The sequence below is a fragment of the Pseudooceanicola nanhaiensis genome (genome assembly GCF_020171315.1).
In the GTDB taxonomy this organism is placed as follows: Bacteria; Pseudomonadota; Alphaproteobacteria; order Rhodobacterales; family Rhodobacteraceae; genus Pseudooceanicola; species Pseudooceanicola nanhaiensis_A.
In genome coordinates this window covers 466563-484318 of sequence record NZ_JAIUZP010000005.1, presented here as the reverse complement: position 1 = coordinate 484318, position 17756 = coordinate 466563, and the positions used below count along the sequence as shown (strand labels likewise).

At 68.8% G+C, this 17756-nt stretch carries 18 protein-coding genes and 1 tRNA gene; 11 read left to right on the top strand and 8 right to left on the bottom strand.

Annotation, left to right across the window (positions count from 1 at the left end):
• Window positions 1-42: 42 nt before the first annotated feature.
• The 4 genes from LCM32_RS09910 to LCM32_RS09895 all read left to right on the top strand — a co-directional run bounded on the left by LCM32_RS09910 (window position 43) and on the right by LCM32_RS09895 (window position 3387).
• Window positions 43-264, top strand: coding sequence for a hypothetical protein (locus LCM32_RS09910; RefSeq protein ID WP_224820884.1), 222 nt, complete (start codon window positions 43-45; stop codon window positions 262-264).
• Entirely contained in the window at window positions 261-1664 is a 1404-nt protein-coding gene (locus LCM32_RS09905; protein ID WP_224820883.1) for a TolC family protein, read from the top strand. Before LCM32_RS09910 ends, LCM32_RS09905 begins: the two co-directional genes overlap by 4 nt.
• Entirely contained in the window at window positions 1664-3016 is a 1353-nt protein-coding gene (locus LCM32_RS09900) for a multicopper oxidase family protein (protein ID WP_224820882.1), read from the top strand. The genes LCM32_RS09905 and LCM32_RS09900 overlap by 1 nt, the downstream gene beginning before the upstream one ends.
• Before the next feature lie 68 nt (window positions 3017-3084).
• A complete protein-coding gene (locus LCM32_RS09895) occupies window positions 3085-3387 on the top strand; it encodes a copper-binding protein (RefSeq protein WP_224820881.1) in 303 nt (100 codons plus the stop codon).
• A 325-nt stretch (window positions 3388-3712) separates the two neighbouring features.
• Here LCM32_RS09895 and LCM32_RS09890 read toward each other — a convergent pair whose 3' ends face one another.
• From LCM32_RS09890 to LCM32_RS09860, 7 genes are all read right to left on the bottom strand, one after another.
• Window positions 3713-4144 carry a c-type cytochrome gene (locus LCM32_RS09890; protein WP_224820880.1) on the bottom strand — a complete coding sequence of 144 codons (432 nt, stop codon included), beginning with the start codon at window positions 4142-4144 and terminating at the stop codon, window positions 3713-3715.
• A gap of 35 nt (window positions 4145-4179) precedes the next feature.
• Entirely contained in the window at window positions 4180-5616 is a 1437-nt protein-coding gene (locus LCM32_RS09885) for a multicopper oxidase family protein (RefSeq protein ID WP_224820879.1), read from the bottom strand.
• A 1-nt stretch (window position 5617) separates the two neighbouring features.
• Window positions 5618-6058: a c-type cytochrome gene (locus LCM32_RS09880; RefSeq protein ID WP_224820878.1), complete on the bottom strand. Its 441-nt coding sequence runs from the start codon at window positions 6056-6058 to the stop codon at window positions 5618-5620.
• 81 nt (window positions 6059-6139) lie between these two features.
• On the bottom strand, window positions 6140-6457 hold the full coding sequence (locus LCM32_RS09875) for a hypothetical protein (RefSeq protein ID WP_224820877.1): 318 nt from the start codon (window positions 6455-6457) through the stop codon (window positions 6140-6142).
• Between the two features lie 48 nt (window positions 6458-6505).
• Window positions 6506-6670, bottom strand: coding sequence for a hypothetical protein (locus LCM32_RS09870; RefSeq protein WP_224820876.1), 165 nt, complete (start codon window positions 6668-6670; stop codon window positions 6506-6508).
• A gap of 39 nt (window positions 6671-6709) precedes the next feature.
• Window positions 6710-9163, bottom strand: a complete 2454-nt coding sequence (locus LCM32_RS09865; protein WP_224820875.1) for a heavy metal translocating P-type ATPase — start codon at window positions 9161-9163, stop codon at window positions 6710-6712.
• A 333-nt stretch (window positions 9164-9496) separates the two neighbouring features.
• A tRNA-Ser gene (locus tag LCM32_RS09860) sits at window positions 9497-9586 on the bottom strand.
• 239 nt (window positions 9587-9825) lie between these two features.
• Between LCM32_RS09860 and LCM32_RS09855 the strand changes: the two genes are divergently transcribed.
• The 7 genes from LCM32_RS09855 (at window position 9826) to LCM32_RS09825 (ending at window position 16588) form a co-directional block, all read left to right on the top strand.
• Complete coding sequence (locus LCM32_RS09855) at window positions 9826-10797, top strand: SPOR domain-containing protein (protein ID WP_224820874.1); 972 nt, start codon at window positions 9826-9828, stop codon at window positions 10795-10797.
• A 171-nt stretch (window positions 10798-10968) separates the two neighbouring features.
• A complete protein-coding gene (locus LCM32_RS09850; protein ID WP_224820941.1) occupies window positions 10969-12087 on the top strand; it encodes a D-alanyl-D-alanine carboxypeptidase family protein in 1119 nt (372 codons plus the stop codon).
• Window positions 12088-12128: 41 nt separating this feature from the next.
• Entirely contained in the window at window positions 12129-12764 is a 636-nt protein-coding gene (gene tmk, locus LCM32_RS09845) for a dTMP kinase (protein ID WP_224820873.1), read from the top strand.
• Complete coding sequence (locus LCM32_RS09840) at window positions 12761-13885, top strand: DNA polymerase III subunit delta' (protein WP_224820872.1); 1125 nt, start codon at window positions 12761-12763, stop codon at window positions 13883-13885. The genes tmk and LCM32_RS09840 overlap by 4 nt, the downstream gene beginning before the upstream one ends.
• Window positions 13886-14036: 151 nt before the next feature.
• Window positions 14037-14843 carry a TatD family hydrolase gene (locus LCM32_RS09835; protein ID WP_224820871.1) on the top strand — a complete coding sequence of 269 codons (807 nt, stop codon included), beginning with the start codon at window positions 14037-14039 and terminating at the stop codon, window positions 14841-14843.
• A complete protein-coding gene (locus tag LCM32_RS09830; RefSeq protein WP_224820870.1) occupies window positions 14843-15643 on the top strand; it encodes an MBL fold metallo-hydrolase in 801 nt (266 codons plus the stop codon). Before LCM32_RS09835 ends, LCM32_RS09830 begins: the two co-directional genes overlap by 1 nt.
• A 9-nt stretch (window positions 15644-15652) precedes the next feature.
• Complete coding sequence (locus LCM32_RS09825; protein ID WP_224820869.1) at window positions 15653-16588, top strand: AEC family transporter; 936 nt, start codon at window positions 15653-15655, stop codon at window positions 16586-16588.
• Between the two features lie 121 nt (window positions 16589-16709).
• On the opposite strand, the gene LCM32_RS09820 is transcribed toward LCM32_RS09825, so the two are convergent.
• On the bottom strand, window positions 16710-17756 hold the full coding sequence (locus tag LCM32_RS09820) for an ABC transporter ATP-binding protein (protein WP_224820868.1): 1047 nt from the start codon (window positions 17754-17756) through the stop codon (window positions 16710-16712).

The following is a 17756-nucleotide window of genomic DNA, read 5'->3' as shown; positions in this document are numbered from 1 at the left end:
CGCGTTCCGCGTCCGCATCGTCGATCCCCTTCGGAGCATATCATGAAATTTCTGATCGCGGCCTCCGTGCCGCTGGCGCTCGCGGGCTGTGCCCTGCCCGACGCGCCGCCCGTGGCCTCGCCACTCACGCGCGCAGCCGACCCTGTGGTCGCCGGACCTGCACCGTCCGGCCCGCCCGTCCTGCATACCTCACGCGGCATCGCGGCGCCCGAGGACTGGCGCAACCTGAATGATGCGCAGGCACCGGGAGGGGCATCATCATGATCCGTCCCGCCCTTCTTGTCCTGCCGCTGGCGCTTTCCGCCTGCGCCGACGCCGCCCTCGTGGGCGAGGCATCCGCGCCGAGGCCGGGCTTTGCGCTGGTGTCCGAAAGCACCCGACGCGCCACCGGGTCGGAAAGCGTCTGGTCCCAGTCCGCCGCCGAGGTCGAGGCCACAGAGGCCCGCGTCCGCACCCTGATCCACCGCAAGACCATCGGGCCGGACACCGCCGTGCAGGTCGCCCTGATGAACAACCGGGGACTGCAGGCCGCCTATGCAGACCTCGGCCTCTCCGCGACCGATCTCTGGGAGGTGGCCCTCGGCCCGATTCCGACCGTCAGCCTGACGATTTCCGGCATCGGGGAGGTCGGGCTGGCGAGCTCCCTCGAAGCCAATGTCACCGGCGCGATCCTCGATACGATCACCCTCAAGCCGCGCAAGGCGATTGCCGAGACCCGCTTCCGGCAGGCGCAGCTCGAAGCGGTGGAAGAGACCGTCGCCCTGGCCGCCGAGACACGGCGCGCCTGGATCGACGCCGTCGCCGCCTTCGAGGCCGCGGGGCTGGTCGCGCAGGCGCAGGAGACGGCAGATGCCGCCTCGGAACTGGCGGCCGAGCTGGGGCGCACGGGGGCGATGAACCGCGCCGATCAGGCGCGCGAACACGTCTTCACCGCGGAACTGGCCGCCGAGCGCGCCGATGCGCGGCTGGAGGCACAGCTGGCGAAGGAGAAGCTGACCCGGCTCATGGGGCTCTGGGGGACGGACATCGACTACTACGTGCCGAACCGCCTGCCGGGGCTACCCGGACGCAGGCCGGGCCGGTCGGACGTGGAGCGGCTGGCGCTGGAACACAGGACCGACCTCGCCATCGGCCGGCTGGAGCTGGAGGCCGTGGCGCGGGAATACCGCCTCGAGGGACAGACGCGGATGGTCTCCGACATCTCGCTGGCGGGTTCGCTGGAAGCGGACCGCGTCGACGGCGGTTCGGGCAACGCGTTCGACACCACTCAGATCGTCGATCTGGGCTTCGAGATCCCGATCTACGATACCGGCAAGCTGGTCTCGCGCCGGGGCCAGCTGGCCTATCTGCGCGCCGCGCAGCAACTGGCGCAGGACGCGATCAACGCCCGGTCCGAGGCGCGGTCCGCCCATGCCGCCGTGACCGGGAAATACAACGTCGCGGTGCACTGGCGGGACGAGGTCCTGCCGCTACGCCGCGTGATCGACGAGGAGGCGCTGCGATCCTACAACGGGATGCTCACCTCCACGTTCGAACTGATCAGTGATGCGCGCGACGGGCTCGACGCGCAGCTGGGGGCCGCCGGTGCCAAGGCTGATTACTGGCGCGCCGAGGCCGACATGACCGCCGTCATCTGGGGCGGCCCCACCGGAGGGACAGAGTGATGAACCGCAGACAACTCCTCACCGCGGGGGCCGGCGCCGTGCTGGCCGGGGCCGCGCAGGCGCAGACCCGCTTCCGGGACCTGCCCGAAGCCGCGAGCTATGACAGCCCGGCCACGCAGGTGCCGCCCCGCCCCGGCTCGGGTCCGGACTACAACCCTGTCGTCACGCTCAACGGCTGGTCGCTGCCCTGGCGCATGAACGGCAACGTGAAGGAATTTCACCTCGTCGCCGAGCCGGTGGAACGGATCATGGCCACGGGCATGATTGCCCGGCTCTGGGGCTACAACGGCCAATCCACCGGCCCGACCATCGAGGCGGTCGAGGGCGAGCGGGTGCGCATCTACGTCACCAATCGCCTTCCGGAACATACGTCAGTCCACTGGCACGGACTGATCCTGCCCTCGGGCATGGACGGCGTCGGCGGGCTCAGCCATCCGGCGATCCCGCCCGGCAAGACCTATGTCTACGAGTTCGACCTGACCAAGTCGGGCACCTTCATGTACCACCCCCATGCGGACGAGATGGTGCAAATGGCGATGGGCATGATGGGCCTCTTCATCGTCCATCCCCGCGATCCGGCCTTCATGCCGGTGGATCGCGACTTTGCCTTCCTTCTCGCGGCCTATGACATCGACCCGGGCACATATGTGCCCCGCGTGGCCGAGATGACCGACTTCAATATGTGGACATGGAACAGCCGCATCTTCCCGGACATCGACCCGCTGGTGGTGAACAAGGGAGACCGGGTGCGGGTGCGCTGTGGCAACCTGACCATGACGAACCACCCGATCCACATGCATGGCTACGACTTCGAGGTGACCTGCACCGATGGCGGCTGGGTGCCCGAAAGCGCCCGCTGGCCCGAGGTCAGCATCGACATCCCCGTGGGCGCGATGCGCGCCTACGAGTTCGATGCCGTCCACGAAGGAGACTGGGCCATCCACTGCCACAAGTCACACCACACGATGAACGCCATGGGCCACGACCTGCCTACCTTCATCGGCACCGACAAGCGCAAGCTGACCCAGATGATCCGGCGCCAGACGCCCGGCTACATGCCCATGGGCACCGCCGGCATGGCCGACATGGGCGAGATGTCGATGGAACTGCCCGACAATACCGTGCCGATGATGACCGGCTGGGGGCCCTACGGCCCGCTCGAAATGGGCGGCATGTTCAGCGTGGTGAAGGTGCGCGAAGGCATTGCCCCCGACGACTATGCCGATCCGGGTTGGTACGAGAACCCTCCCGGCACGCAAGCTTGGGAATGGACAGGCGAACTTCCCGACGAGGCGCGCAACGACAGCCCCGAAACGCGACTGACCCCACGCTCCCACCTGTCCCGTGGATGACACCCCCGGCGTCCGCCGCGGCGGGCGCTGCCCCCCTCGGCCTTTCCCCTCAAACAAGGACACCCGGAATGAAAACACTCATCGCAGGCGCCTTCGCCCTCCTCACCGCAACCGCTGCCGTTGCCCAGACGAGCCATGATCACGGCGACATGCCCATGGCCCGCGGCACGATCACCAAGATCGACAGCCAGTGGAACCGGCTGACCATCGACCACGGCCCTCTCGAGACGCTCGACATGGGCGCGATGAAGATGGTCTTCGAGGTCGCGGACCCGGCCATGATGGAAGGGCTGAGCGAAGGACAGGAGGTCGACTTCGTGGCCGACCGCGTGAAGGGCAAGCTGACCGTGACGGACATCGTGACAGAGTAAGCCCCTCGAAAGCGGCGTGGCGGGGGCCATCCCGCCACGCCATCAAGACGACGTATGATTGGGGCAAATCAACCTGCGCATCTGGGCACAGGCGCAGCCTTTCCGGGTGTATCCCGCAAGGGGCCCCACCGTGAGATGTCTCGCGCTCGGGCTCTTCCTACGCGCACAGCCCGCCCTGGCCGATCCCGGGAATTAGGGCGGGTACGACCACATGACAAACTAGGGCCACGGCAACCGACCGGGCCTGATCTTCAGCCTGATGGCCCCTCTGCGCCGTCGTCGTGGCGCAAAGGGGCAGCGCAATCGCGCGCCTCAGGTTCCGGCCTCACTCGCGGAAGGTGCCATGGCAGGCACTGCAGGCCTTGCCGACCTGCTGCATGACAGGTCGCAGGTCCGCCTGTGTGGCGACGGTGCCGCTCAAATCCCGGGTCAGGCGCTCAAGCTCCGCGGCCCGGGTGGTGAAGGTACCGAAGTCCTGCCAGATCAGGGGCAGCGCCTCGGATTTCGGATCGTCGGCCTCGGTCTCGAAGAGCGCGGGAATGTAGGAGGCTTCCTCGGCCATCCGGGCGAGGGCCGCATTCGCGGCCTCGGCATCGAAGGGCGTGGCCCCCTTGGCCATGGTGCCGATGACCTTCATCTGCTTGGCAAGCTCCGACATGCCCATCATGCGGTTCATCACGTCCGCGTTCTGTACACCGCCATGGGCAAGCGCGGCCGTGCCGGCCAGGATCATGGCCATGACGAGAGGGGTCTTCATTGTTGGTCTCCTTCCTGTTGAAACGATCTGGCGGGTCATGCGACCTCGATCCAGGTGGTCATGCCCGCAGCGGCATGGGCCAGCATGTGGCAGTGGAACAACCATTTGCCGGGATTGTCCGCGACGAAAGCGATCTCCAGCGGCACATCGGGCAGGCTGAGGATCGTGTCCCGCAGCGGGCCGAGGCTTCCGTCCTGCCGCACCTCGCGGAAATGCATCCCGTGCAGGTGCATCGCGTGGGGAAAGACCGTCGCATTTGTCAGCGTCAGGCGCACCGTCTCGCCAAGTTTGAGACGGGCGAAGGGCGTGTCACTCCGTCCGACCTGCCCTGACAGGGCCCAGAATTGCCCCCGCTCCATCAGCGAACGGAACTCCATCTCCTGTCCCCCGAACCGGCCCGAGGCCATGCCAGCCATCGCGCCGCCCTCCATCGTCATCTCCAGCCGCGTCGCGGTGTCGAGCCCCGGCACCTCCATGCGGGGATTGGGCGGCAGCGCGGCGGGGGCCCCGCGCGCCGTTGCGGCGGCCGAGCCCTCCACCGGCATCCGCACGAATACCTGCCAGCTGTCGTCATCGCCAAGGTGGATAAGGCCCGCCTCCTCCCCTGCCCCGGCCGTGACATCCACGATCAGGTCGAGGCGCTGTGCCGGGGCGAGGATCAGTTCGCCCTCGACCGTCTCGGGCTGCGCCAGCGGCATCCCGTCGAGCGCCACGGTCCAGCCGGTCAGCCCGTGCAGGCGCAGCACGAAGATCCGCGCGTTGGCGCCGTTGATCAGCCGCAGGCGCAGCCGCTCATTCCGGCGGGTGCCGATCACCGGGTCATAGGTCCCGTTCGCGCCCAGCAGATTGCCGGTCCGGCCTGCGTGGCTCAGGCTCATGGGGTGGGCGAAGGGCGCGACGAACTGCGCGTCCTCGGGGTTGAGCAGCCAGTCATCGAAGAGGATAACCTCGTCCCGGTCGACCTCGGGCGGCGTGGCCTCCTCGACGATCAACGCGCCTGCCAGCCCGCGCGCCACCTGCTCCATCGAGTTGGTGTGGGCGTGATACCAATAGGTCCCGGCATCCGGCACCGTGAACTCGTAGTCGAAGCTCTCGCCCGGTGGGACCGGCTCCTGCGTCAGCCCGGCGACACCGTCCATGGCGTTGTCGATACGGATGCCGTGCCAGTGGATCGAGGTCGGCACCGGCAGTTCGTTGACCAGCCGCCGGGTGAGCCGCCCGCCCTGCGGCACGCGCAGGACGGGCCCGGGCAGCAGGCCGTCATAGCCCCAGACCTCGGTCGGGGCATAGCCGGCGGGGGCGATCTGCGCCGTGGCCACGCGGGCGGTCAGCGCCGCAGGCTCCTGACCGGAAAGCCCCTGCCCGGCAAGTCCCTGAGCGGCAGGCGCCTGCGCGCGCAGCGGGGCTGCGGCCAGCCCCGCAAGGCTGGTGGTTCCGGCACAGAAGGCGCGGCGTGTCAGTGTCGTGCTCATCTCACTCGATCCCGTTGGCGCGTTGCAGCGCCCGGACATAGGCCACCACGTTGGCGACATCCGCCGGGGTAAGCCCCTCCTGCGGCGGCATGTCGCCAAAGCGCCAGTGATGCGCCCGCACCCCGTTCTGCACCGCCATCTGGAAGGCAATGTCCGCGTGGTGCGAGGGTTCGTAGATCTTGTGGACCAGCGGCGGGCCGAAGCCCATCTTGCCGGTCGCATTCACGCCGTGGCAGGCCGCGCAGGTCGCCTCGAAGGCGCGCTGTCCAAGGGCCGCCTCGGCACTGAGGCTGTCGGGCAGAGCAATGGAGACGAGCGGATCGCCCATCCCGGGCGATGCGGTTTCTACGGGCCCTGCCGGGGTCTGCGGCGGGCGTGTCATGTAGAAGGCACCGATGGCAACGGCGGCGGCTGCGAGGGCAGCCGGAATAAGCTTGTTCATGGGTCTTGTCCTGACGCACGACGCGGGTGTCGTGCTGGGTGTCATCATCGCGGCAGCGCCGCTGGCTGGCAGGGGATGACGTCAGGCGCGCGGAGGCGGCACATCCAGCCTGAGGGAGACCGACGACAGGGCCAGCGGCGTATGGGGGCGGACGATCCGAACCACGAGGCGCGACACCGTGACCGAGACCTCCTGCGGGACCAGCACGTAGCCGAGACAGCCCGCGCCATGCAGGCAATCCTTCGCATGGTCGCCCTGCGCGGCCCCTGCCATGTCGGCGCAGGCGTCGCAGGCCATCGCATGCGCCATCTTGGGCGCGGCCTCATGGGCCTGCGCCGCGCCGGGCACGAGGACCCAGGCGGAGAGGATCAGCAAGAGGATGGCAAGGATGCGCGACAAGGGACCTCCGGTTCTGACGGAAACTATGCCGTGGCTGCGGGGGCGCGGTCAATCCGGCGAGATCGCCGGACGGGGCTTGATCGCCGCACGGGCCTTGATCGCAGGACAGGCCTCGATCACAGGACGGGCCTCGGTCACCGGACGGGCCGCGACCGGGACGACGCCGCCGCGCGCGCCCCGGACGCCGCAGGCCGCAGGCTGCAAGCCCCGCACGATGGCACCTGCCCCGCTACCATATCCGGCCGCCCCACCTCAGAGCCGCTTGGCCCGCAGGCGCAGGGCGTTGCCGATCACCGAGACCGAAGACAGGCTCATCGCCGCGGCCGCCACGACGGGCGACAGCAGCACGCCCAGGAAGGGATAGAGGATCCCCGCCGCGACCGGCACGCCGGCGGTGTTGTAGCCGAAGGCGAAGAAGAGGTTCTGACGGATGTTGCGCATCGTCGCCTCTGCCAGCCGACGTGCCCGGACGATGCCGCCGAGGTCGCCCTTCACCAGCGTGATACCCGCGCTCTCCACCGCCACATCCGCCCCGGTGCCCATGGCGATGCCCACGTCGGCCTCGGCGAGGGCCGGGGCATCGTTCACGCCGTCCCCGGCCATTGCGACCGACAGCCCCTCGTCCTTGAGCCTGCGGACAAGGGCGTTCTTGTCCTCGGGGCTGACCTCTGCATGGACCTCGTCGATGCCCAATTCGCCCGCCACGGCCTGTGCGGTCGCCTTTGCGTCGCCGGTGGCCATGATGATGCGCAGGCCCAGGCCGTGAAGGGCGCGGATCGCCTCCGGCGTCGTCTCCTTGATCCGGTCGGCCACGGCGACGAGCCCGGCGGCAGCCCCATCCACCGCCACGAACATCGCGGTCTTGCCCTCGGCCTGCAGGGCCTCGGCGCGCTCCGCGAGTGCGCCGGGATCGACCGAGAGGTCCGCCATCAGCGCGGCATTGCCAAGCGCAACGCGGCGCCCGTCGACCATGCCGGTCACGCCCTTGCCGGTCACCGCCTCGAAATCACGGCTCTCCACCTGCCGTGCCCCGCGCGCCTCGGCCCCGGCAACCAGAGCTTCGGCCAGCGGATGCTCCGACCCGCGCTCCAGCGCGGCGACCAGCGACAGGGACTCGGCCTCGTCCATCTCGCCCGTTTCGACATCCGTCAGCGTCGGCTTGCCTTCGGTCAGCGTGCCGGTCTTGTCCACGATCAACACGTCGACCTTGGCGAAACGTTCCAGCGCCTCGGCGTCGCGGATCAGCACCCCGGCACGGGCCCCGCGCCCCGAGGCCACCATGATCGACATCGGCGTGGCGAGGCCGAGTGCACAGGGGCAGGCGATGATCAGCACCGAGACCGCCGCGACGAAGGCATAGCTGAGCGCCGGCGCCGGCCCGAAGACCCACCACGCGACGAAAGCCAGCAGCGCCGCGGCCACCACGGCCGGTACGAAGTAGCCGGCCACCCGGTCGGCCACGGCCTGGATCGGGGCACGCGACCGCTGCGCCGAGGCAACCATCTGCACGATGAGGTTGAGCGTTGTCTCCTCGCCCACGCTGCGTGCCTCCATCAGGAAGCTGCCGGACTTGTTGAGCGTGCCGCCCGTCACCGCGTCGCCCTCGGTCTTCTCGACCGGGACCGGCTCGCCGGTGATCATGCTTTCATCGACGGAGGAGCGCCCGTCGGTCACCACCCCGTCGACCGGAATACTCTCGCCCGGACGGACGCGGAGGATGTCCCCGGCGGCGAGCACCGCGAGTTCCACGTCCTCCTCCTTGCCGTCCCGCACCCGGCGGGCCGTCTTGGGCGCAAGGTCGATCAGGGCACGTATGGCGTCCCCGGTACGTTCCCGCGCCGCCAGCTCCATCACCTGCCCGATCAGCACAAGGACGAGGATCACCGCCGTCGCCTCGAAGTAGACCGGCGTCATCCCCATGCCGTCGGCCATCTGCGCGGGCAACAATCCCGGCGCGACGAGCGAAACGATGGAGAAGGCATAGGCTGCCCCGGTGCCGAGAGCGATCAGGGTCCACATGTTCGGCGAGCGGTTCACGATCGAGGCCCACCCGCGCTTGAAGAAGGTGCGGCACAGCCAGACCACCGGCGTGGCCAACGCGAACTGGAGCCAGCCGAAGACCCTGTGGCCGATCCATTCCGCGAAGGGGATGCCGATGTGGCTGCCCATCTCCAGAACGAAGACGGCCAGGGCCAGCGGGCCAGCCATCCAGAGCCGGCGCTTGAAATCGACGTACTCCGGGTTCGGTCCCGTCTCGGCCGAGGGCGTCATCGGCTCCAGTGCCATGCCGCACTTCGGACAATCCCCCGGCTGGTCGCGAATGATCTCCGGGTGCATCGGACAGGTGTATTTCGTGCCCTCCGGCATCTGCTCTGCGGCCGGCCGGTCGCCAAGGTAGTCTTCCGGGGCGGCCTCGAACGTCGACTGGCACTTGGCGGAGCAGAAGTAGAGCCGCGCCCCCTCGTGCTTGATCATGTGCTCGGCGCTGGCGCGGTCCACCTCCATGCCACAGACAGGGTCCACCGCCGTGAGATAGGCCTCCGGATCGTCGAGGAACCTCGACCGGCACCGGTCAGAGCAGAAATGATAGCTGTGCGCCGCATGTTCGGCCGAGGGCTTTCCCGCGTCGGGGTCCACGACCATGCCACAGACCGGATCGCGGAGGAGGCCCTGGCTGGCGGTGTCATGGGAATGATCGTGGTCCATCGCCTGTCCTTTCCGTCACTTAGGAGGATGGACCGATGATGTGGGGTTTCCAGTTGCGTTGATGAGATGGCTCAATTCGGGTCGTCGAAACACGACGAAACGTTCGTAGCGGTTCTCGATCGTTTCATGCACAGATGGAGGTAGGTTCGTTCTGATTTGAATGCACTCCCCACGCCTGTCCCCCGTCAGCGCCTCTGGGACATACCACACAGCGAGCGCAAACACGGACCATCGAACAGAACTGAAAGCACAGTATCAGGCCGAAATTCGCCAGAAAAACAAAGGAAACAAATCACTTCTCGGCAGTGCATCAAAGTGGATAAGATCACGACGTGGCGGAGGAGGTGGGATTCGAACCCACGGTACGCTTTCACGCACGCCGGTTTTCAAGACCGGTGCAATCGACCACTCTGCCACTCCTCCACGGTCGGGCGCCTCCGGCGGGTCGTGGGGCCGGGTCCGGTTGTCCTTAAGCGGCGGCAAATGATTCTGAAAGACCGCCGATCACGAAGGGATTATCTGCCGACAGCCCAGCCCCTGCTTTCCTTGATCCCTGCAAGCCGCTACACTGCCGGGCAGGCGGCATGGGGCCGCATCAGAGGCAGGACAGCCGGAGAACGGCGCACAGGCGGCAAAGACCGCGAACGGGCAGAGGGCGAGGCATGACATTCCACAAGCGCGCGACGGGTTCCGAAACCATCGGTACCGTCACGAACCACCCGCGGACCAGACGCCACTGGCGCGGCCTCGCGACGGCCGCCTGCGCCGTGACCCTGCTGGCCGCCTGCCAGGATGGCGGGGACTTCGCGCTCTTCCGCCCCAAGGGCGCCCCGGCAGAGGCGGCGGGCCCGGCCCGCGCCACCAAGCTCATCGAACGCGACGTCGAGGCCCCCGAGGTCTTCCAGGTGACCGAGGCCGGTCTCTGGGACGGGCGGCCCTCGCTGGGCGGTGTCTGGGTGGCCCACCCCGACGTGACCGACCCCGAGCGGGTGATCATCCGCAACGAGAGCAACGACAAATTCGTCATCGGCGCGCTCTTCCGGCGCGAGCGGGACATGCCGGGCCCGCGCCTGCAGGTCTCGTCCGACGCGGCCTCGACGCTGGGCATGCTGGCCGGGAAGCCCGTGGAACTGAACGTGACCGCCCTGCGCCGCGAGGAAGTGGTCGAGGACCCGGTGCCCGCCCCGGCAGAGGCCGAGACCCTGGCCGCGCCCGATGCGATCGAAGCGACGACGCTCGATCCCGCCCCCGGCGCCGCAGCGGCGCTCGACGCAGTCGAGGCCGAGAGCCGGCCCGGTCCCAGCATGTCGCCCGAGGCAATGACCGCGCCTGCGGCTGCCGCGGCACCCGCCGCTGCCGCTGCCGCAGCCCCGAAACCGGCGGCGAAACCCGCCTCCTCGCTGTCCAAGCCCTATCTCCAGATCGGGATCTTCTCGGTCGAGGCCAACGCCAAGAATGCGGCGGGCCAGATGAGCAATGCTGGCATGGTTCCGACGATCCGCAAGCAGACCACCCAGGGCAAGACCTTCTGGCGCGTGGTCGTGGGCCCCGCCACCACCACCGGCGAACGCGATGCCCTGTTGAAGAAGATCAAGGCCACCGGTTTCACCGACGCCTACGCCGTGACAAACTAGCCTGACCATGGCCCGGCGCCGCAGTGGCGGCACCGGGCGGCTTTCAGAAAGAGGCCGATGACGATGATGACCGCCCTGCTCCCCCGCCCTGCCCTGCGGAAGCCCGCCCTGCCGAAGCCTGCGCTTGGCCGTGCCGCCACGCTGCTTGCCGGGGCGGCGCTTGCACTGACGATGGCCCTGCCGGCGCGGGCCTTCGACACCTCCGCGCGGGCGGCCTTCATCCTCGACCAGACGACCAACACGATCCTGCTGGCCAAGGACGCTGACACACCGATCCCGCCGGCCTCCATGTCCAAGCTGATGACGCTCTACGTCGCCTTCGAGGCGCTGCGCGACGGGCGGCTGACCATGGACGAACGGCTGCCGGTCTCGACCCATGCGATGAACTACGGCGGGTCGACCATGTTCCTCGACACCACGGACAAGGTCCGGGTGGAGGACCTGCTGCAGGGGATCATCGTGCTCTCGGGCAACGACGCCTGCGCCGTGATCGCCGAAGCTCTCAGCCCCGACGGCACCGAGGCGGGCTTCGCGCGCTACATGACGCAGCGGGCGCAGCAGCTCGGCATGACGAATTCCACCTTCGCGAACTCGAACGGCTGGCCCGCCGATGGACACCGGATGTCGGTCCGCGACCTTGCGCTGCTGGCCAACCACATCATCACCGACTTCCCCGAGTACTATAAGTTCTTCTCGGAGCAGCGGTTCGAATTCGACGGCCGCGCGCCCCAGAACGTGCACAACCGCAACCCGCTGCTCAGCATGGGGATCGGCGCCGACGGGCTCAAGACCGGCCACACGCAGGAAGCGGGCTATGGCCTCGTGGGCTCTGCCAAGCAGGGCGACCGCCGGGTGATCTTCGTGCTCTCCGGCATGGACAGCACCCGCACCCGGGCAGAGGAGGCGCGCTCGGTCGTGAACTGGGCCTTTCGCCAATTTGGCGAAGCGCAGATAGCCAAGGCCGGCACCGAGATCGCCCGCGCCGATGTCTGGATGGGCGCGCAGCCCTCCGTCGGCCTCACGGTGGCGCAGGATCAGGTGGCCCTTCTGCCCGTGCTCGACGCCGAGAAGGTGGCGGCCGAGGTGGTCTACAACGGCCCGCTTCAGGCCCCGATCAAGGCGGGCGATCAGGTCGCCCAGCTGATCCTCAAGCCCGAGGGCCTGCCCGAGAAGAGCCTGCCACTGGTGGCCATGTCGGACGTGCCGACCGGGGGCTTCGGCGTCCGACTGCGGACCGCATCGACCAAGCTGGTCAAACAGCTGCGCGATGGGCCCGAGGGCGGTTTTTGACGGGTTTTGACAGCGGCTCCCGCGCAGCTTAGAGCAGGAGCATGACACAGGGCCTGTTTCTCAGTTTCGAAGGCATCGACGGGTCGGGCAAATCCACGCAGGCCCGGCTGCTGGCGGAGCATCTGCGCACGCAGGGCCGCGAGGTCGTGCTGACCCGCGAACCCGGCGGCTCGCCGGGGGCCGAGGAAATCCGCCGCCTCGTGCTGGAAGGCGATCCTGACCGCTGGTCCGCCGAGACCGAGGCCCTGCTCTTCACCGCCGCACGCCGCGACCACATGGAACGCACCATCCTGCCCGCGCTGGAGCGCGGCGCCGTGGTGGTCTGCGACCGCTTCGCCGACAGCACGCGGATGTATCAGGGCCTGTCGCGGGGCGACCTGCGCGGCCTCGTGGACAAGCTGCACGCCCTGATGATCGGGCGCGAGCCGGACATGACCCTGCTGATCGACATGGACCCGGAAACCGGCCTCTCCCGCGCCCTTGGGCGGCAGGGCACCGAGGAACGGTTCGAGACCTTCGGCGCCGACCTGCAACGCCGGATGCGGCAGGGCTTCCTCGCCTTGGCGGAGGAATACGCCGACCGTTTCGTGGTGATCGACGGCAACCGCACGCTGGAGGCCGTGGCCGCCGACGTGGCGCAGGCCGTCGAGGCCCGGCTGGCGGAGACCCCGGCATGAGCGATCCCGCAGACCTGCCCGAACCCGACCGGATCGAGGGCGCCCCCCATCCGCGCGACACGCCGCGCCTCTTCGGTCAGGCCGAGGCCGAGGCAGGCTTCCTCTCCGCCTATACCGGCGGGCGGCTGCACCATGGTTGGCTGATCACCGGCCCGCGCGGCGTGGGCAAGGCGACGCTGGCATGGCGGATCGCGCGCTTCCTGCTGGCCACCCCCGAGGATGACGGCGGCGGGCTCTTCGGCGCGCCGCCCCCGCCCGAGACGCTGGACATCTCCGAAGACCACCCCGTCGCCGCCCGGATGCGGGCCGGATCGGAACCCGCGCTGCTGCGGCTGACCCGCCCGGTGGACGAGAAGACCGGCCGCGTCGGCCAGCAGATCAACGTCGACAGCGTGCGGCGGGTGAAGCACTTCCTGCAGATGTCGCAGGCCGACGGCGGGCGCCGGGTGATCATCGTGGACGCGGCGGATGAGATGAACGTGCAGGCCGCCAACGCCCTGCTGAAACTGCTGGAGGAGCCGCCCGCGCGCACCGTGCTGCTGCTGGTCTGCCACCGCCCCTCCGCGATCCTGCCCACGATCCGCTCGCGCTGCCGCGAGTTGCGCCTGACGCCGCTCGCGCCCGACGAGATCGCCGCTGCGCTGGAGCAGGCGGGCATCGCCACCGAGGGCGCGGAAGAGGCCTTGGCCGCCCTCGCGGCGGGCTCCGTCGGCGAGGCGGTGCGGCTGGCGCAGATGGGCGGGGTCGAGATGTACCGCGACCTGCTGGCGCTCTTCCACGACCTGCCGCGGCTGGACCGGGGCCGCGCGCTTGCCCTTGCCGATGCCGCCGCCGCCCGCGGGGCGGAGGAAAAACGCGCCCTGCTGGTGGCCCTCCTTGACCTGCTGATGATGCGCATCGCCCGCACTGGCGCCACGGGCCTGCCGCCCGAACCGCAGGCCGCCCGGGGCGAGGGCGAACTGTTGCTGCGTCTGGCGCCCAATCCCCATGCAGCGCGTCGCTGGGCCGAGGCGGCACAGAGCATCGGCGGACGGGTGCAGCACGGGCTGGCGGTCAACCTTGACCCTGCCGCGCTGATCCTTGATACCGTCTTCAAGATACAGGAAACCGCCGCGGGCTGAGGCCTGTGGCGCGCTCCGCACCGCGGCCCCTGCCCGTCCGGGCATGACGGGGCCGAGCATCCCGCAGACCGGCAGGGCCCGACCGGGGCCACGCGATCCGGGCACATCCATCCGGGCGACGCCATCCGGGCGCGCCCCCTCCGAGACAGACATGACCGACCCGATCCAGATCACCGACAGCCACTGCCACCTCGACTTCAAAGACTTCGACGGCGAACTGCCCGATGTCATCGCCCGCGCGGCGGAGGCCGGGGTGACGCGCATGGTCACCATCTGCACCAAGCTGGCGCAGGAGCCCAAGGTCCGCGCCATCGCCGAGGCCCACCCGGGCGTCTTCTACGCCGCGGGCATCCACCCGATGTCGGTGACCGAACAGCCCCCGGCGACCGTCGACCAGCTGGTGGGCTTCGCCGCCCATCCCAAATTCGTCGGCATCGGGGAAACCGGGCTCGACTACCACTACACGCCCGAGACGGCGCAGGTGCAGCAGGCCAGCCTGAGGCTGCATTGCGAGGCCGCGGCCCGCACCAACCTGCCGCTGATCATCCACGCCCGGGACGCGGACGAGGACATGGCCCGCATCCTCGCCGAGGAACACGCGAATGCGTCCTTCTCCTGCGTGATGCACTGCTTCTCCTCCTCGGCCGAACTGGCGAAGGCGGCGCTCGACCTCGGGTTCTATCTCTCGATGTCCGGCATTGCGGCCTTCCCCAAGTCGAAGGAGCTGCGCGAGATCTTTGCCGCTGCCCCGCTCGACCGGATTCTCGTCGAGACGGACAGCCCCTACCTCGCGCCGCCGCCCCATCGCGGCCGCCGCAACGAACCCGCCTATTCCGCCCTGACCGCCCGCGTGGGGGCCGAGACCTTCGGCCTCGACTACGCAGACTTCGCGGCGCGCACGCAGGAGAATTTCGACCGGCTGTTCTGGAAGGCCGCTGCCTATGAGGCGGCTGCCTGATGGACGAGCTGCGCGCCACGATCCTCGGCTGCGGCTCCTCCGGCGGCGTGCCCCGCCTTGGCGGGCTCTGGGGCGAGTGCGATCCGAACGATCCCAAGAACACGCGGCGGCGCTGTTCGATGCTGGTGGAACGGGTGGGCCCCGAGGGGATGACCTCGGTACTGATCGACACCTCGCCCGACATGCGCGCGCAACTGCTGGACGCCGGTGTCGGGCGTCTGGACGCGGTGCTCTACACCCATGCCCATGCCGACCATGTGCACGGGATCGACGACCTGCGCCAGATCGTCTTCAACATGAAGAACCGCCTGCCGGTCTGGGCGGATGGCGACACGCAGAACGCGCTGATCCAGCGCTTCGGCTATGCCTTCGTCCAACCCGAAGGCTCGCCCTACCCGCCGATCCTCGACCTGCACACGATCGACGGCGACGTGACCATCGACGGCCCTGGCGGACCGCTGACTTTCACCCCCTTCCGGGTGAACCACGGGTCGATCGACGCGCTCGGCTTCCGGGTCGGGGGCCTTGCCTACCTGCCGGACGTCAAGGAAATCCCCGCCGAAAGCTGGGCTGCGCTGGAGGGGCTGGAGATCTGGGTGCTCGACGCGCTGCGGCGCGATCCGCATCCGACCCACGCGCATCTTGCGCAATCCTTGGGCTGGATCGACCGCATGGCCCCGAAACGCGCCGTGCTGACCAACATGCATATTGACCTCGACCATGCCACGGTCGAAGCGGAGACGCCCGGGCATGTCTCGGCAGCCTACGATGGCATGATCCTCACTCTCCCACTGGCCTGACTTCTCCCCATGGAAACCCTCTTCTACGTCGTCCTCCCCGTCTTCCTGCTGATCGGGGCGGGCTACGCCGCGACCCGCTCGGGCGGTATGTCCGCCCTCGCGATCGACGGGCTCATGACCTTCGCCCAGAAATACGCGCTGCCCTGCGTGCTCTTCTCCGGGGTGGCCAAGCTGGACCTCGCGCAGGCGATGCACCCGGCGCTGCTGGCCTCCTTCTACACCGGGGCCTTCGCGGCCTTCGTCGTGGGCTTCCTCGTGGCGCATTTCGTCTTTGGCCGCAGCTGGCAGGACAGCGTGGTGATCGGCTTCATCGCCGAGTTCTCCAACACGATGATGCTGGGCCTGCCGGTGGTGGAACGGGCCTATGGCCAGGACGAGCTGAATGCGGCCTACGCGGTGATCTCGATCCATGCGCCGGTGGGCTACACGCTGGGCACCACGGTAATGGAGGTCGTGCGCGCCCGGGAGACCGGGCTGAGCATAGCCCGCCTGCCGCTGCAGATCCTGCGCCAGCTGTCGAAGAACATGCTGGTGGTGGCGCTGATGGTGGGCTTCATCGTCAACATCGTGAACCTGCCGCTGCCGCAGCCGCTGTGGGATGGCATCGCCCTGATGAACCGCGCGGCCCTGCCCGTGGCGCTCTTCGCCGTGGGCGGCATCCTCGTGCGCTACAAGCTGGAGGGTGACGGCCGGGTGATCGCGATGATCTGCTTCCTGTCGCTGGTGCTGCACCCGGCGATCGCGCTCGGCATGGGGGTCCTTCTGGGGCTCTCGCCCGCCGACCTGCGCGGGGCGGTGATCATGGCCTCGGTGGCACCGGGCATCAACACCTACGTCTTCGCCTCGATCTACGGGCGGGCGCTTAGGGTCTCTGCCTCCTCGGTGCTGGTGGCGACGGCGACGGCGCTGCTGACCGTGTGGTTCTGGCTCACCGTCCTGCCCTGATCACGGATTGATCGGAGCCTGACCTTCCGGCGCGGGGGCTGGCGCCCCCGCACGCGATGTTTTGCGGCCCTGACGGGCCGTGGCCTCCGGCAGGGATATTTCGGAAACGAAAATGTCCCGGTCAGAGCGCCTGGCCGTTGGCGTCGAAGAAGATCAGCCGCGCAGGATCGAAGGCAAGGCCGGTGGTGGCGCCGGGGCGCAGCGCGCTGTCGCCGATCACCCGGACGGTCACCTTTTCCTCCAGCCCGCAGTCGAGCACGAGGAACGTATCCGCGCCGAGGTATTCCGCGACGTCGACCGTGCCGTCCAGCTGCCCCTCCCCGGGGGCGCAGAGGGTGATATGCTCGGGCCGGATGCCGAGGCGGGTGGCCGCGCCCTTGCCCGCAGCCGCGCCGCCGCGCCCGCCGGGCAGGCTGTAGCCGGTGGCGGACATGGTCACGGGCATGACGTTCATCTTGGGCGAGCCGATGAACTGCGCCACGAAGAGGTTGGCGGGGTTCTCGTAGAGGTCGCGCGGGCGGCCCACCTGCGCGATATGGCCCCCTTCCAGCACCACGATCCGGTCCGCCAGCGTCATCGCCTCGACCTGGTCATGGGTGACGTAGATCATCGCCTTGCCGAGCCGCTGGTGCAGCTTGGCGATCTCGTAGCGCATCTCGACCCGCAACGCGGCGTCGAGGTTCGAGAGCGGTTCATCGAAGAGGAAGGCCGTGGGATCGCGCACGATGGACCGGCCGATGGCGACCCGCTGGCGCTGCCCGCCCGAGAGGTCCTTGGGCCGCCGGTCCAGCAGGGCATCGAGCTTGAGAACATCGGCCGCCGCGGCCACCTTCTGCTCGATCTCGGCCTTGGGCGCGCCGGCGGTCTTGAGCGCGAAGCCCATGTTCTCGGCCACCGACATGTGGGGGTAGAGCGCATAGGACTGGAACACCATGGAGAGGCCCCGCCCCGAGGGCGGTTGATCGGTGACATCGCGCCCGTCGATCAGGATCTGCCCGCGGCTGGTCTCTTCCAGCCCGCCGATCATCCGCAAGAGCGTGGACTTGCCGCAGCCCGAGGGCCCAACGAAGACCACGAATTCGCCCGGCTCGATCTCGAGGTCGATGCCCTTGATGACGACCACGTCGCCATACCATTTCTCCACCGCAGACAGCGTGATTGCAGACAT

Excerpts from the sequence above, each read along its gene's own strand:
- LCM32_RS09825 (WP_224820869.1), top strand. The coding sequence starts at position 15,653 with ATGGAAACCCTCTTCTACGTCGTCCTCCCCGTCTTCCTGCTGATCGGG.
- LCM32_RS09820 (WP_224820868.1), bottom strand. The coding sequence starts at position 17,756 with ATGTCTGCAATCACGCTGTCTGCGGTGGAGAAATGGTATGGCGACGTG.
- LCM32_RS09895 (WP_224820881.1), top strand. The coding sequence starts at position 3,085 with ATGAAAACACTCATCGCAGGCGCCTTCGCCCTCCTCACCGCAACCGCT.
- tmk (WP_224820873.1), top strand. The coding sequence starts at position 12,129 with ATGACACAGGGCCTGTTTCTCAGTTTCGAAGGCATCGACGGGTCGGGC.
- LCM32_RS09855 (WP_224820874.1), top strand. The coding sequence starts at position 9,826 with ATGACATTCCACAAGCGCGCGACGGGTTCCGAAACCATCGGTACCGTC.
- LCM32_RS09880 (WP_224820878.1), bottom strand. The coding sequence starts at position 6,058 with ATGAACAAGCTTATTCCGGCTGCCCTCGCAGCCGCCGCCGTTGCCATC.
- LCM32_RS09890 (WP_224820880.1), bottom strand. The coding sequence starts at position 4,144 with ATGAAGACCCCTCTCGTCATGGCCATGATCCTGGCCGGCACGGCCGCG.
- LCM32_RS09905 (WP_224820883.1), top strand. The coding sequence starts at position 261 with ATGATCCGTCCCGCCCTTCTTGTCCTGCCGCTGGCGCTTTCCGCCTGC.
- LCM32_RS09835 (WP_224820871.1), top strand. The coding sequence starts at position 14,037 with ATGACCGACCCGATCCAGATCACCGACAGCCACTGCCACCTCGACTTC.
- LCM32_RS09840 (WP_224820872.1), top strand. The coding sequence starts at position 12,761 with ATGAGCGATCCCGCAGACCTGCCCGAACCCGACCGGATCGAGGGCGCC.
- LCM32_RS09885 (WP_224820879.1), bottom strand. The coding sequence starts at position 5,616 with ATGAGCACGACACTGACACGCCGCGCCTTCTGTGCCGGAACCACCAGC.
- LCM32_RS09850 (WP_224820941.1), top strand. The coding sequence starts at position 10,969 with ATGGCCCTGCCGGCGCGGGCCTTCGACACCTCCGCGCGGGCGGCCTTC.
- LCM32_RS09830 (WP_224820870.1), top strand. The coding sequence starts at position 14,843 with ATGGACGAGCTGCGCGCCACGATCCTCGGCTGCGGCTCCTCCGGCGGC.
- LCM32_RS09865 (WP_224820875.1), bottom strand. The coding sequence starts at position 9,163 with ATGGACCACGATCATTCCCATGACACCGCCAGCCAGGGCCTCCTCCGC.
- LCM32_RS09900 (WP_224820882.1), top strand. The coding sequence starts at position 1,664 with ATGAACCGCAGACAACTCCTCACCGCGGGGGCCGGCGCCGTGCTGGCC.
- LCM32_RS09910 (WP_224820884.1), top strand. The coding sequence starts at position 43 with ATGAAATTTCTGATCGCGGCCTCCGTGCCGCTGGCGCTCGCGGGCTGT.